At 41.7% G+C, this 14,634-nt stretch carries 14 protein-coding genes; 9 read left to right on the forward strand and 5 right to left on the reverse strand.

The genetic code is table 11. The features are described from left to right. The first annotated feature begins 236 nt into the window (after positions 1–236). Positions 237–1,112, forward strand: coding sequence for a DMT family transporter (locus K345_RS0105415; RefSeq protein WP_028973304.1), 876 nt, complete (start codon positions 237–239; stop codon positions 1,110–1,112). Here K345_RS0105415 and K345_RS0105420 read toward each other — a convergent pair. Genes K345_RS0105420 through K345_RS0105435 form a run of 4 tightly spaced genes read right to left on the reverse strand, consistent with a single transcriptional unit; the run spans position 1,090 to position 6,546 of the window. Beyond that, the gene (locus K345_RS0105420; RefSeq protein WP_028973305.1) at positions 1,090–2,310 is read right to left on the reverse strand and encodes an outer membrane protein assembly factor BamB family protein; all 1,221 of its coding nucleotides are present in this window, start codon (positions 2,308–2,310) and stop codon (positions 1,090–1,092) included. The genes K345_RS0105415 and K345_RS0105420 overlap by 23 nt on opposite strands. Next, positions 2,310–4,412 (reverse strand): transglutaminase-like domain-containing protein, encoded by a 2,103-nt coding sequence (locus tag K345_RS0105425; protein ID WP_028973306.1) that lies wholly within the window; start codon positions 4,410–4,412, stop codon positions 2,310–2,312. The genes K345_RS0105420 and K345_RS0105425 overlap by 1 nt, the downstream gene beginning before the upstream one ends. After that, positions 4,409–5,599 (reverse strand): DUF58 domain-containing protein, encoded by a 1,191-nt coding sequence (locus K345_RS0105430; protein WP_083963649.1) that lies wholly within the window; start codon positions 5,597–5,599, stop codon positions 4,409–4,411. The genes K345_RS0105425 and K345_RS0105430 overlap by 4 nt, the downstream gene beginning before the upstream one ends. Beyond that, the gene (locus K345_RS0105435; RefSeq protein WP_037571416.1) at positions 5,599–6,546 is read right to left on the reverse strand and encodes an AAA family ATPase; all 948 of its coding nucleotides are present in this window, start codon (positions 6,544–6,546) and stop codon (positions 5,599–5,601) included. The genes K345_RS0105430 and K345_RS0105435 overlap by 1 nt, the downstream gene beginning before the upstream one ends. Positions 6,547–6,665: 119 nt before the next feature. On the opposite strand from K345_RS0105435, the gene K345_RS19920 reads away from it, so the two are divergent. Genes K345_RS19920 through K345_RS0105465 form a run of 6 tightly spaced genes read left to right on the forward strand, consistent with a single transcriptional unit; the run spans position 6,666 to position 11,904 of the window. Beyond that, positions 6,666–6,971, forward strand: coding sequence for a helix-turn-helix transcriptional regulator (locus K345_RS19920; RefSeq protein WP_053228095.1), 306 nt, complete (start codon positions 6,666–6,668; stop codon positions 6,969–6,971). Further along, positions 6,972–8,132 (forward strand): MFS transporter, encoded by a 1,161-nt coding sequence (locus tag K345_RS0105445; RefSeq protein WP_028973309.1) that lies wholly within the window; start codon positions 6,972–6,974, stop codon positions 8,130–8,132. Between the two features lie 46 nt (positions 8,133–8,178). Further along, on the forward strand, positions 8,179–9,264 hold the full coding sequence (locus tag K345_RS0105450; protein ID WP_053228096.1) for a phosphoribosylaminoimidazolecarboxamide formyltransferase: 1,086 nt from the start codon (positions 8,179–8,181) through the stop codon (positions 9,262–9,264). Between the two features lie 11 nt (positions 9,265–9,275). Next, positions 9,276–9,908, forward strand: a complete 633-nt coding sequence (locus K345_RS0105455; RefSeq protein WP_028973311.1) for a hypothetical protein — start codon at positions 9,276–9,278, stop codon at positions 9,906–9,908. Between the two features lie 16 nt (positions 9,909–9,924). Continuing rightward, positions 9,925–11,190, forward strand: a complete 1,266-nt coding sequence (locus K345_RS0105460; RefSeq protein WP_028973312.1) for a hypothetical protein — start codon at positions 9,925–9,927, stop codon at positions 11,188–11,190. After that, entirely contained in the window at positions 11,191–11,904 is a 714-nt protein-coding gene (locus K345_RS0105465) for a DUF6320 domain-containing protein (protein ID WP_028973313.1), read from the forward strand. A gap of 7 nt (positions 11,905–11,911) precedes the next feature. On the opposite strand, the gene K345_RS0105470 is transcribed toward K345_RS0105465, so the two are convergent. Further along, on the reverse strand, positions 11,912–13,681 hold the full coding sequence (locus K345_RS0105470; RefSeq protein ID WP_028973314.1) for a hypothetical protein: 1,770 nt from the start codon (positions 13,679–13,681) through the stop codon (positions 11,912–11,914). A 75-nt stretch (positions 13,682–13,756) separates the two neighbouring features. On the opposite strand from K345_RS0105470, the gene K345_RS0105475 reads away from it, so the two are divergent. Then, the gene (locus tag K345_RS0105475) at positions 13,757–13,993 is read left to right on the forward strand and encodes a hypothetical protein (protein ID WP_028973315.1); all 237 of its coding nucleotides are present in this window, start codon (positions 13,757–13,759) and stop codon (positions 13,991–13,993) included. Between the two features lie 3 nt (positions 13,994–13,996). Continuing rightward, a complete protein-coding gene (locus K345_RS19925; RefSeq protein WP_037571418.1) occupies positions 13,997–14,599 on the forward strand; it encodes a Maf family protein in 603 nt (200 codons plus the stop codon). Positions 14,600–14,634 lie beyond the last annotated feature (35 nt).

The following is a 14,634-nucleotide window of genomic DNA, read 5'->3' on the forward strand; positions in this document are numbered from 1 at the left end:
GTGAAAGCCGGTATGCTTGGGTCCTTGGCTTGTGGGCTTTGGTTCTTCCCCTTACATAGGCTTCTTCTCAGCTGTTTCTGGAATATCGAGAAGTTTTTTGAAACTTTTTTTCGAGAATTGTCAGTTTTTTCGTCTTTTTTTTATTTTTACTTAACAAGAACACTTAACAGTTAATATTTTTTTTAAAATGTTTCCTAAATGTATAATTCCGGCTATAAACAGGGAAGGAGATATTCATGAAAAACAAGCTGCTCCCCTATGGGGCTCTCATACTAGCGATTTACCTGTGGGGGATATCTTTTATCCTGACACGCGCCCTCCTGGACAGAGTTAGTCCAGCCCTTTTTATCCCTCTGCGATTTCTAATAGCACTCTTGCTTTTTCTTCCCTTTCAGAGGAAGTATCCCCTGCCCAGTAAAAAAGAACTCCTTCTTATGCTGGCTATTAGCCTCTTCCAGCCGGGACTATACTTCATCGGTGAGACCTATGCCATTGAGAACTTGGGGCCTTCATTAACCTCTCTTTTGATCGGAACCATTCCCCTTTTCACAGCTATAGGATCCTGGATGTTATTCAAACAAAAACCCAAGAGGAACTTTTGGATTGGTTTTGTTTTGAGTATGTTAGGATTGTGGTTGTTGTTTTTCCCCCTTCCCATACCACGGGAACAGGCCTTTATTGGTTTTGGAGCTATTCTTTTGGCCATCATTACAGCCGCTTGTTATATGATATTAACTAATAAGGTAAGTCAGAACATCACAGCAATACAGATTAGTTTTTGGCAGTTCCTTTTTGGATTTATCTTTTTCCTACCTTGGGCACTTGTTACCCGTCCAGCCCTTCCAGAGGATTTGGGGATGACCTCCCTACTCCTGGTCATCATGGCCATTGGACCAACTGCAGGGGCTTTCTTCACCTACAACTATGCCCTATCTAAGATGTCTGCCAATAAAGCCTCTTTAGGGCTGAACCTTATTCCTATTGTGACGGTAGTTACTGGTATGATGATCTATAAGGAAGTATGGACAACAAGGCAGCTTGCGGTCGCCTTAATCGTTGTCCTAGGATTAATCATAGGGAATTTGAAGTTTAAAAAACCTCTTCCAGAATAAAGAATTTACCCTTATCTGTTCCAAAGATAATCCAGGAACCAGCTATGACAGGTGAGTTAAGGATGGTTCCTTCTATGGGTATCTGCCATAAGACCTTTTGTTTACGAGGGTCAACACAGACCAGTTGGCTGATACCTATACTATCATCAGCTCGTAAGCCGAAGTAGATATACCCTCCAGCTAAGGTTGGTGCTGTGGCTATGGGATAATCAAAGGTCATTTTCCAGTTATCACGTCCGGTAAGTCTTTTAAAAGAACGGAGAACATAGTCCCCTGTAGCATAGATCACCTGATCCCCCAGGAGCAGCGGGGCTTCGTAATCTAGGAGCATAGACTGCTCATAGAAGAGCTGAACCGAATCATTAAAAGAGTCATTAGTAGGAACAATACCTGTATCAACCCGTCTCCATCGCACATTTCCTGTACGGACATTGACACTATTGAACTGGAATATCCACTCCTGACCGTTAAAACCGGCAGCAGCATAATGGAGTTGTCCCCTATCCATAGAAGGAAAACTGAACCAATTCAAAGGAAAATTACTCGTATCGATATACCATAAAGGCCGTTGTTCATTTAGATCATAGACAGATAGGTCATGGGCATGGGCTCCAGCTCCCGGACTAAAAGCCATAATATCATCCCGGATCTGAAAAGAGTTCCGTATCCAAGTGGGATTAGGAAGGCTAAAATCCAATTGCCCGTCCAGATTCAAATAATAGAAAGCATCCGTATCAGAAGCGACCATGACTCCATCTTTCCAGGGAACCAGAGTAGAATTCACTCCACCTCTGGTTTGGAACGTCCAATCCAGAGTACCTGTTTCCTTATTAAGACAATACACGGCTCCATCGCCGGAACCGATGAGAACCTTATCCTTAATGATCGTACCAACAGCATTAATAGGACCATTGGTCCTGTAAGACCAGTTCATATAACCGGAGTTAATATCAAAGGAATAGAAGTTTCCATCAGCAGATCCAAAGAACAAAGTATGCCCTTCCACTAAAGGTTGATTAAAGAAACGTCTATCCTGTGGTTGTTCCTGTAATTGGAACTCCCATTTGGTGACCAAAGGAGGTTGTATAGCTGTAGAGGCTTTACCTAAACCTTTGGTGCCCCGAAATTCCGTCCATTCAGGAATACCGCAGGAACTTATACCCATAACAATCAGAAGAATGAGGAAGCTCCGTTTCATTAGACAACCCTCCTTATGCTGAAGAAGGCTTTTATCTTCTCCCAGGAACTAAAGCTCTGGTGAAGTTTTTTTGCTTCTGTTCGCAAGCTTTGATGAATTTCACCAAATTCCAGATCAGATAAATGGGTCCCATAAAGGGCTTTATCATATAATTGGGCAAAAGATCCAAACTCAGGCCAGACATCTTGAAACTCAATTCTTGTATAAGAAGGATTCTTCAAAGGAGTCCGGCAACTATTATATTGATTGATAATCCACAGATACAGAGCTTGTACACCCTTCTCATTAGGCTGTGATCCCTTATGCCAGAGGCGGAACATAGCCACCCTATGAAAGGCGAAAGCACCTACCAAGAGGATTCCCAGGAAGCCAATCAACATCTGTATAACCAGCTTAACAGGGAACACAAAACCTTCTGGAGGTTGAGATCGATCTTCCAACTGAGGAATGATCACATCAGAATTATTCAGGTTAAAGTTAGGAGCTGGAGGAATCGCATAGGCGGTGGTCTCCACATCAACCCAGCCCATACGTTCCAGATAAACCTGTACCCAGGCATGGCGATGAGCTGTGGTGACCATTATTAAATCAGAGGGATTCACAAGGGCTAATTCAGGATGGGCGGCCTGTAAGCGGGACACACCAATCTTGTGGGCCTTTTCCTGTAGTCCTTTAGAGGCTAAGTACCCCGTAACGATTCTTGTTGGGATACCCAGCATACGTCCCACAATAGCTGTGGTATGGCTGAACTCTGTACAATCTCCAGTTTTTGTGTCAAAGAGGAAGGTACGAATGCTGTCGACACTCGTGTCTTCTGTAAAACCTAACTGATATTGATAACCCCTTAAAAGGGAGAATATAGCCTGTAAGGGATTATCCCTCAAAAGTTCCGGATCCGCTTGATCAATCCAATCCCGGATGTCCCGGTAATCCTTGTCGGACAAATCCAGGTCTAAATAGGGGGATAACTGTTCTTTTTCCCTGTCGCTTAAAGGTGTATAGGGAATCTGATCAATATAAGCAGTAGCATAGGAAGGCTCTGATTGAACTTCAAATTCATAACTCAAGGGATAGTATTGATCATTCTTTTTGACCGGTTCTATTTCTAAAGGGAAATAGGGTATCTGAATATTACTTAATGTTGAATAAACCTTTACCTGTGTCTGGAAACGATACGAATCATAATTCTTATCCTGATTGGTCCAGGTCTCTAGATAACGGTTTCGGCTTAATTGATTTAAAGAACTATTAAAATCAGGGTAGAATCCTATTGTCCCATCAAAATCTCCCCAGTAAGTCTGAGCAAGATAAAGGGTATCTTCCTTGGTCTGGACGATCATCACCAGGCGCTGTTCAAAGTTCTCAGAAGAACCATCCTTCCCGCTATCCCAACTATTAGAGGGCACCTCCCTCAGATCACCTTCGGTCTTCTGCCCTTCCCCTTCATCAGGATTTCGTTTATCCGATGGAGAACTATTAGGCTTTAATCCGTCGGGAGTATTGTCCCGGATCATTTGGGTAATTACCTTTGGAGCCGTCTGAAACATAGCTCCTGCCACAAGGGGTATGGCTATAAGGAGAATAATGCCCCCTTCCAAACCATACTTACCTTTTCCCCGGGAGGGAATTAAATAAATCATTAAGAGAGAACCAATGAATCCCACAATGACTAGACCAACCAGGAACATACGGATCATATCCGATCCAGAGCCCGCAGCCTGTCCCGTTTGGAGTAAGAGGCTCATCTTAACCAGTATCCAGGCGAGAGCAAAAGGCTCAGGATAGAGAAGATAATAACGCTTACTTCTAAAAGCCTGCCAGGTCACAAGCCAGGCCCATATACCAATGAGGTAATAATGGAGGGTGGAAATGTTGACCCCCAGGTAGAGGGCCGCTATCACAAGACTGATGAGGGGCAAAGCTATCCATAGCTTCTTATCCTTCCTGGGAGAAAAGAAATAGGCTTCTAAAGCCATGAGTGGAACAAAGAAAAATAAGCCGAACAAGGCATTTCCATCATAGCCATAGGCCAGCATGGGATGCACTAAAGGTGTGGCAAGCACTATATAATAAAGGGCAAATCGTACAATTAATAATATCATAAGCTACTAATATCTAACTCCCGTTTAGGAATACCATCAATAAGGGATTGCTGATTAAAATAAACCTGTCCCTTCCACTGTCTGATCAATGACAGACCTTGATTGTCCATCTTCGGTATCTGGGATGTACTATGAACAGTCCTATATAAGTAGACATGATCCGTACCTGTTCGTCTGAGCATAGCACTAAGGGCCCCATCCAATGCACTTGTGAAGATAAGAGATACACCAGAAGTACCCGGTTGAGGTAGTTGATGTTCACTTTTGGTAAAACTTATCTGAGCCACCGCCTTTTCCAGATCATCGATTTCATCCTCTGATGAGATTTCCAGAAATTGATGTCCCAGATAAATATCCATAGCAACATGGGGATCTTTCCGTCTTTGTTCCCTGATGAAATTCATAAGGAAGTTCTTACTCCATTGAAGATGAACCATACTCAAGGCCCCCCAATCCTTTAGAGGGGGACGATAATAGATCGTCAGCTTAGTGCTTTCCCCCAGAGATTCCGGTGGAATTCTTGTGATAAGCTGTTGAAACTTTTGATAAGCTTTCCAGTTAATGTCACGAACTAAGTCTCCCGGAACATACGCTCTGGTATAGATCTTTTCCAATTCATCCCTTTTGCGGGTCTGCTGAGTTTGCGAACTGTCAGACAAATGGTCAATATTGAATACTTTATTATCCATACTCTGGCACAAAATCGAGACTTCAGAATCCCCCTTTGGCTCCAATAAGGACGAGGTAAAGCCCAACATATCCACCCAGTAATAGCGTATACGAATGTGTAAACGACCTGAGACACTAGAACTAATGTTGTGAGCCGTATCCCCCCTTCCAATAATCCAGGAATCACGACCTCTTGAGATAAGGTCATCTCCATTCCTTACTTCATAACTCAAGGCGACCCTGAGTCGGAAGAATAAAGGAGGATAAACGGCATAATGTCCTTTAATAGGAATATCCTGACCAGCCTTAACACGGCTGGGATGTTCCAGACGAAAGGAGGTCTCTTCAAACTGAGAACGATGAATCAGCCCACCTACAACAAAGACAAGTGGCAGAATAAAGCCTATAACACCCAGAAAGGATCCCATAGGAATCTGTATATATTGGGAATAGCCCAAGAGAAAAGCGGATATAATCATGGTAATGACTCCCAGAGGAGTCACTGGAAATTTTTTCATTACTTACGGACAACAGAACTGTACTGAGGATCAACTTTGAGATTACTCATAATTTCTTCCAGTACCAATTCAGGTTTAGTATCAGGATCAATAGGAATAAGCCTATGAGTCAGAACGGGAGAGGCCAGTTCCTTAATGAGATCAATAGACACATAATCCAATCCCCTAACAATGGCTAAAGCTCTGGCCATCCGGGATATTTTAATCCCGCTTCGTGGACTAGCCCCTGTATCAAGTCGGCTGTTTTGCCTTGTAGCTTGTAGTAAGCGGGCTATGTAATCAACGATATCCTCATGAAGGGGAACTTCATCTACCTTTCCCATAATAGATACTAACTCATCCACATTCATAACAGGGGCAAAGTCTGCCCAGCTTTTCGTATGACCATGTTGGTGAATGATCTTCTTTTCATCTTCCAGACTGGGATATCCCATGGACAACTGAATCATGAACCGGTCTAATTGAGGAGCAGGAAGAGGAAAAAGATGTGCTCCCTTAAGGTTCATAGTGGACATGATAAAGAAGGGATTTTCCAACTCATGGGTTACACCTTCTACGGTGACCTGCTGCTCTTCCATGGCCTGAAAAAAGCTCCCTTGCGTCTTTGGTGTGAGGAGATTGATCTCATCACAGAGGAGAAAGTGAGCAAAGATAGGTCCCTTATGGAATTCCATTTGCAAGTTGTCCCCGGCGATACGGGTATAACCCAGAATGTCCTGGGGAAGCAAATCAACCGTACATTGAACACGGTTAAAACCTTTTCCTTCTTTCCATTGAATAGAGGCAGCCAAAGCCCGGACAAGGGAAGTCTTACCTACCCCATGGGAATCGGAGAGCATCACATGCCCCCCGGCTATCATGGCTGCTAGTATGTATTCGAGTTTTCTACGTTCAATATAGATAAGGGATTGAACATTGGTGATTAGTTTATCTAACTGTTCTTTCATAATTATCCATAAATATAACCTGCCATTGTACCAACGACCAGTCTTTAACTATTTTATTTATACGAATTTTAATACATGAAATACTTTTCGTGATTTAATTTTCTTGATACATTACCTGTATGAGTAATGATAACAAGTCCAAATGGACCTTTTTTACCAACCACAGTCATGTACTGTTTTACCTTTATACCAATCCGCCAGCCCCTTTACGGGCGGTAGCTGACTCGATTGGTATTACCGAACGGGCTGTTCAAAGCATCATCACCGATCTGGAAGATGGTGGTGTTATAACCCGTTACAAGGAGGGACGGCAAAATAGATACCGTATCAATCCGGATGTGTCTTTACGTCATCCCCTGGAGGCACATCACAACATTGGGGAAATGCTGGAAATCATGAAAAACGGACAACAAAGGAGACATTAAATGAAACGAACGATGGTACTTATATCAGGTATCCTTATGCAGATAATTTTAGGATCAGTCTATGCCTGGTCTGTAGTGGGAAAAGCTTTAAGAGCTGATTATCATCTCTTATCCTGGCAGACTGAATTGATATACGGCATAGCCATTGGGGTTTTTGCCTGTGGAACGATCATTACAGGACGGCTTTTACGCGTTTGGGGTCCTAAAGTATTAGCTATAATTAGCGCAATTCTTTTTGGACTTTCCTTTTTATTAGCTTCCTTTAGTCAGGGGCATTTTATTGTGCTCCTATTATCTTTAGGTATTTTATTAGGAGTAGGGATTGCCTTCGGATATGTAATCCCCCTTTCTACAGCGGTGGCATGGTTTCCCCATCACAAGGGATTAGTCACCGGTCTAGCTGTCATGGGATTTGGTGGAGGTGCTATTGGGGCTAGTAAGTTCTTCAATACTCTTATGGCTCATAACCTGAACATACTCCAGGCCTTATTATACTTTGGTATTCTGGGAGCGGTTATCCTGGTGATTGGTTCTATCTTCCAAGCTTTTCCACCTAGTGAAGCAAAAGATATAGAAAAGACAAGCTTCGAATTATCTCTTCCTAAAGGTCGCTTATTCTGGTACCTGGCCATATCAATGTTCTTAGCCTCCCTAGGGGGTCTTATCGTTATTGGCAAAGTCACTAGTTTAGCGGACTATTATGGCTATACAGCTATCGCCACTGTGGCTCTGACTTTAGTGACCCTAGGTAATGCCACAGGAAGACTATTATGGGGTTATCTCTTTGATCATTTAGGAGCCAAATCATTATTAATATCTACTTTATTAATGACCTTGGGCTTCCTTTGTTTATTAGCCAGTCCTATAAGTCCCGTTCTCTTCTTAATCGGAGTGGCCTTAACAGGTTTGCAATTTGGGGCAACCTTAGTTCTTTTCGCCGCCTATAGCAGCCGTTACTTTGGTATCAAAGCCATGGCTGAAGTCTATCCTTTTATCTTCGCCCACTACGGAATAGCCGCTATTATCGGTCCTGCCCTGGGAGGATTAGTCTATGACATACTAGGATCTTATACAGCATTGATGGCCGGATTGACCATAATTCCTGTCATTGGTCTGGTTATCTACCTGGGAGGAATCCGCAAGGAGATAGCCAAGGCCTAGGTTCTATGTTAATAATAGACAAACCAACTAATAAGGATGAATGGCAATGCAATTGAAATACGGTATGAACCCTAACCAGAGTTATGGTGAAGTCATAGACCCTAATAAGGCATTAAGCTTATTAAACGGAACCCCCAGTTACATCAACCTTCTTGATGCTTTAAACTCCTGGCAGCTTGTGAAAGAGATACGTAAGGCCTTTGACTGTCCTGCAGCGGCCTCTTTCAAACATGTCACCCCTTCCGGTGTGGCCTTGGCCGGCGAATTATCGGAACAAGAAAAAAAAGCTTACCTTGTCACAAAGGAAGTAAGCCCTTTAGGCTCTGCTTACCTTCGGGCCAGAGGGTCTGACCGTTTGGCTTCTTTCGGTGATTTTATCGCCCTCAGTCATAAGGTAGATAAGGCAACAGCTACCCTCATTAAAGCGGAAGTATCTGACGGGATTATTGCTCCTGAATATGATGAAGAAGCCCTGGCCATTCTGAAGGAAAAGAAAAAAGGTAAGTATGTTGTATTCCAGATGGATTATAACTACGAACCACCTAAAGTGGAATCACGGGATATTTATGGGATCACTCTTAAACAGGACCGCAATGATATGGTCATTACTGAGAAACACTTGGAAGAGATTCCCACAAAAACCAATAAACTTAATGATGATATTAAAAGAGATCTTCTTCTGGGTATGATTACACTAAAATACACCCAGTCCAATTCCCTTTGTGCAGTTAATAAGGGACAGGTCATTGGTATTGGGTCAGGACAACAGTCCCGTATTCTGTGCTCCGGTCTAGCCCTGTCAAAGGCTAATGTCTGGTACCAGAAGCAAAACCTGGATTATTCCTTTTTAGAAAAGCTAGGAAAAGTTAGCCGAACGGAAAAAGATCAGCTCATTGAACAAGAAAGGGAGAAAACCTTCGCAGACAAAAAGCTACTCAAAGACCTGGAAGGGACTTGTCTAATATCAGATGGTTTTTTCCCACAAACAGACAATATAGAGTTAGCCCATAGTTATGGTGTTCAATACATAGCCTCCCCAATGGGATCCATTAGGGATCAGGACATTTTAGATACTTGCGACAAATACGGTATCACCTTTGTGAATCCTAAAATCCGTTTATTCCATCACTAAAAGGATAGGTTATGAACCTCGATACCAGTAAACGGCAAATCTTCATGTTTGCCCCCTATTTGGCTGTGGTCATAGGGATGGTGTTACTCCACAATGCGTTTATTGCGTTGTTCACCTACAACGGGCTCCTGGCTTTAGCTGTCTGGATTTATCGTAAAGATCTAAATTTGATTAAGGATCATAATAAAACAAAACCGCTCCTTCTCATAGGAGCGGTTCTTGTCTGTGGGTCCTCCGGGGCCGGATTCTATCTTTTGTGGCCTTTGGTTAAACTCAAGGGCCTGGACCTAAGCCAGACTCTAGGGGATTTTGGTTTTAATAAAACCATCGAACTCCCTTTATTAATCTATTTTACCATCATCCATTCCTTTATTGAGGAATCTTACTGGCGGTTTGTACTAAAGAATAATAGTTCATCCCTTTGTTTAAGTGACTTTATGTTTGGCGGTTATCATATATTAGTATTGATTTATTTTATCCCCTGGTATCTAGCCCTTGCCTGCTTTATCATCCTTGTGATAGCCGCATGGCTATGGAGGATGATCCGTGAGAAGTATCATGACCACTTAACGATTTATCTATCCCATGGAGTAGCAGATTTCAGTATCATCTTCTTCACTTTGAAGTTGACCCATTTTAACTAGGAAGTATATTTAAGACATGGCAACAATACCTGATTGGTTTAGGCTGGATAATGCAGCTATCATATTCCCGATACTATCGTCACGGCGGTATACCACATTCTTTCGCATGAGCGCCACCCTGGATAAACCTGTGCGTTATGCAGCATTGGAGAAAGCTGTCCTCAAATGTATGGATCGCTTCCCCTACTTCTTTGTTCGTTTAAGGAAGGGATTCTTCTGGCATTTCTTCCAAAAAACAACAAATCTTCCTATCTATCTCGATAGCCAATCCCCCTGTATGCGCCTCCCAAAATACAAAGGGCTCAAAGATTCTCTGAGAATCAGGGTGTACAAGAAGAGGATAGCCCTGGAGATTAGCCATTACTTAACAGATGGAACAGGGGCTATTGAGTTCCTTAAGACCCTCTTGTTTTATTATTTTGAAGAAATGGGAATCACAGGAGAGGCAAAGAATCTGGCTATAGATCCCCATGGGGAGACGGAAGACAAAGAATGGGAAGATTCCTTTCTGACCCATTATAAGAAAAAGCTTCCTCCGCCTCCGAAGTATAGTAAGGCTTTTAAAATTCCTTACCACCTCTCTAAGAAAGGCAAGTATTATATAACAACGGGTAAAGTCCCTTTAGACAAGATCAAGGAAGTGAGCAAATCCAAAGGGGTCAGTATCACCGAGTTCCTATTGGCCTATTATATTTACGCTTTCCAGGAATTGTTTTATAAAACAAAAGGAAAGAAGCCTATCAGGATTATGGTTCCTGTTAACTTGAGGAAGCTCTATCCTTCCCGAACCATGAAAAACTTCTTTCTTACTGTACCTATTACTCTGGATCCAAGACTAGGCCGATATACAATTGAAGAGATCATGAATAAGGTTCATCACTATATGCGTGTGGAGGTGGATCAAAAGTTCATTAATCAACAGATCACCCGTAATGTGCGGGGGGTCTTTCTTCCCATTACAAGAGTGATGCCTTTGTTTGTTAAAATAACCTTTATTAAGATGATAGCCAAAAAGGAAGAAAAGAACTTTACTTCAAGCTTGTCTAACCTAGGGCCTGTTATGATTCCGGACTGGATGGAAAAACATGTGGAGAACTTTCTCTTCTTTCCCCCTCCCGGCCCTTCTGATAAGACAAACTGTTCCATCCTTAGTTATAAGGGGAACCTCTATATATCTGTGGGACGTTCTATTGAAAAGAATCCCATTGAGAAGGTCTTTTTCCATAGCCTTATAAAAGAAGGTATTCCCGTAAAAATTTCTGTTAATCAAAAGGAGTCTTAAATGCCCTATTGTCCACGATGTGGTGTCGAAGTAGAATCGACCCGGAGCCATTGTCCCTTGTGCAGCACACCTATCCCAACTTTGTCAGGATTAATTCCGGAAGATGAGTTATTAGAAGCTCCTGTAGAAAAGGAGCGCATGAAGAAACGTTTGGAATCAAAAACCAAAAGACGAATCGCCATAGAGATCCTAACCATATTCTTTGTGCCTATTACTTTATTGGTGATGGCTATTGATTTGCTCATTAACCACCATATTAGCTGGTCTATTTATCCAGCACTGAGCTTGATAACCGTATTCCTGTTAGCCTTTTTTCCCCTGGTATTCTTTAATAAGAAGTTTTCCTTTGCTATTAGCTACTTTCTGACCTTTGGGGGGATTCTCTATGTGGCTGAGTATATATCAAAACATAATTGGTATTGGAACATAGGTCTTCCTATATTAGTTGTATTAACCCTGGTCATTGCTTTAATTGTTCTAATGACAGTAAAGAGTAAAAGAAAGGGATTCAATATCCCAGCCTTCATCTTTATAGGCATCTCTCTTTTGAATATAGGTATTGAAGGGATTCTGTATCTCAATGGGATAAAAGGAACGCAGCAAGCCTGGTCGGTCATAGTGGCTGCCGGCTCCCTCCCCCTTGTGATATTCTTTCTATTTGTTCACTACCGATTGGAAAAGACCCTTAAGATGGATCAATTCTTTCATATGTAAGCTTTTATTACTTTCGACCGAGTCGATCACCAAAGTCGTTCCAGGCACGATCCCGTTCCCTTTTGTTATAACTTCGGGGCTTGGGCGCTCTTTTGGCTGGTCGGCTTTTTTGAGAGGAACTACTACCTTTATTGGATTCTGAACGGGAACCGACACCTTCTGCTGATAAAGCTTGCCGCCGTCCTGAAGGAACACGTCTTTTTTGAAGGCGCTCGTCTTTCTCCTGGTTGAGGTTGAGTTTTTCCTCTGAACGTATGGTTCCCGCTACTTTTTCAAACTTCTTACGATAGCTTTCATAACGACCGGATATACGATAAAATAGCTGTCTCCATATACTCATCTTAGAGAATACCGCATCAAAGATACGGTCTACTTCGATCTTAAAGAGATTATAGAAAGGCCTATATTCTATTCGATCTGGCAAGAAGAAAGGATTAAGCATGGGCTTGGCTTCATCTATTGTTTTGATTTTCCCATTTTCCCTTGCTGTCTGAATGATAGACTCAGCCAATAAACGGGGATTCTCCAACAAAAACCCGAAGTCTGGATATTTATCCTTCACCCTTCTAAGGATGTCATAGTCCAAATTCGATTTATTAAAAAGAGAGGTGTCTTCCGACTTATTAGATCGAACGATGAACTCCATACTTTCCTTATATTCCTTCTGGAGCCATTCAAAGACTATTTGATATTCCAACCGGAAGTAGGTAACAACATTCTCCCTATGAATATATTTATCTCTTACCTTATTAATGATGGATGTCGTTCTTGAACTGGCTATGAGATATTTCTTCATAAAATCATTATGGAAACTATCAAAATCATCGCCATACTTACTCTTCATGGTTCCTACGAGTTGCTGAAAGCGTTGTTCAGATAAAAGCTCTCCCCCTTGACCTTTGACTTGATCTGCAAGATAAGCCATATCGATCTCTCGCGTTTTTTCCGCATCTTTACGACGCTTAGCCTCAACAATCTCGGCATGAATGTAATTCCCATAGATTAAGGAAGCAAGAAAGAGGTCATCCTTTATGAGGACTCTCGGCGTCTGCATGATGTCCATCTTGTTATTCACAATTGATTGGGTTAACAGGATCCAGAACTTGGGATTCTTATCAGCAATCTGACGTTGAAGCTCCGTTGTATTCATCCCGAGTATACCTGATATTTTATTGGTTAAACTCGGATTTTCCAAATACCCTATGATCTTTCGTTTACATAACTGAATAAGCCTTACCAGATCACTGGGAGCAACATAGAGGTCTAACGCATCAGTTATCTTAATGAGGATCACCCCATCAAAACTTTTCCATTTATCAATGGACTCTCGATTGTAAGTTTCCTTAGTGAGCTGAGTTAACGTTTCCTTGGGAACCTTACCCCAAGCTTCAATACACTCTTTTCGTATAGGGAAGGGATAAAAAAGATCCTCTTCCATCCTGTTATACCAGTTAATAAGAGAAAATTGATAGAAACTGTCACTATCCTGATTGGTCAGAATTATCTTATTAGGAACGAATTCCTTTCCTTCCTTCTTGAAGGATATGATCCCCATTCCCTTTAATTTTAATAATTCGAATATCTTTTTCAGTTCTGTGTGTATATAGTTAAAATTACTTGTTTGATTACGAACAAAGACCTCATAGTTGATTTCCGGCTGCCAGTTTTCACATAGCTTATGAAAAATATCCCTTTGATTGGGACTAAAGTTGCCTAATTGGGATAAAAAGGTCTCTCGTTCTTTGTTTGAATAAGTAACATAATCAGGCTTCTGCATTTATCTTACCATTTACCTCAATTAATTTTAGTATTAATATCGTAACAATTACTAGAAAAAGGAAATATTTTATTAATGAATTACTCAACTACTAATCGTCCCGCTTTATTCCTCTTAATACTGGGGTACTGTCTTGTTGGTTTATTCTTCTGGGAAGCCATCGAAAGGCTTCTATTATTGACTGGTGTAAACTTCTCAGCCACCTTGCCTGCCATAGGAATAAATCTTGATGTTTTCTCCTTTAATATTAGAATTAATCCCGGCTTTTTTCTAGGTGGGGCTTTTGGATATTTTCTATTTAGGAAGTTATAGAATATGGAACAATTCATATTAGCCTCCGCAAGTCCCAGACGTAGGGACATTTTGACAGAAGAGGGCTTTACCTTCACAGTGATTCCTGCTCAGGGAGAAGAAATCACCCAGGAGACAACTCCTGATAGAATGGTACAGGATATAGCCTACCAAAAGGGCTTGTGGGTTCTAGAGAACAAAGAAGATGTTAATACGTCCTGGATTCTAGCCTGTGACACCCTTGTTTTTCTAGGGAATACTCCTTTGGGTAAACCTGAAAACAGGGCCCATGCTTATCAAATGCTACAGGAGCTCTCTGGTGTAAGGCATAAGGTTATTTCAGGGATAGCCCTTTACAACCCGCACAGCAAAACATGGAATTGTCAGTCAGATTGTACCAAAGTATCCTTTAAAAAATTAAACTCCGAAGACATCGAAAATTACCTGAATTCAGGAGAATGGACAGATGCAGCAGGAGCTTACAAAATACAGGGTCAGGGATCAGAACTAATTGATTCAGTTGTAGGCTCTTATTCTAACATTGTAGGGTTGCCACGAGATCTATTATATGGCATATTGAGTGACGATAATTTTCCGATAGACAAGTATCGTTCTATCGAGACATAGAGAAGGACCCCGGTATAATAAATGGGGATGGAGGA

This window comes from Spirochaeta cellobiosiphila DSM 17781 (assembly GCF_000426705.1).
Lineage (GTDB): Bacteria > Spirochaetota > Spirochaetia > DSM-17781 > DSM-17781 > Spirochaeta_E > Spirochaeta_E cellobiosiphila.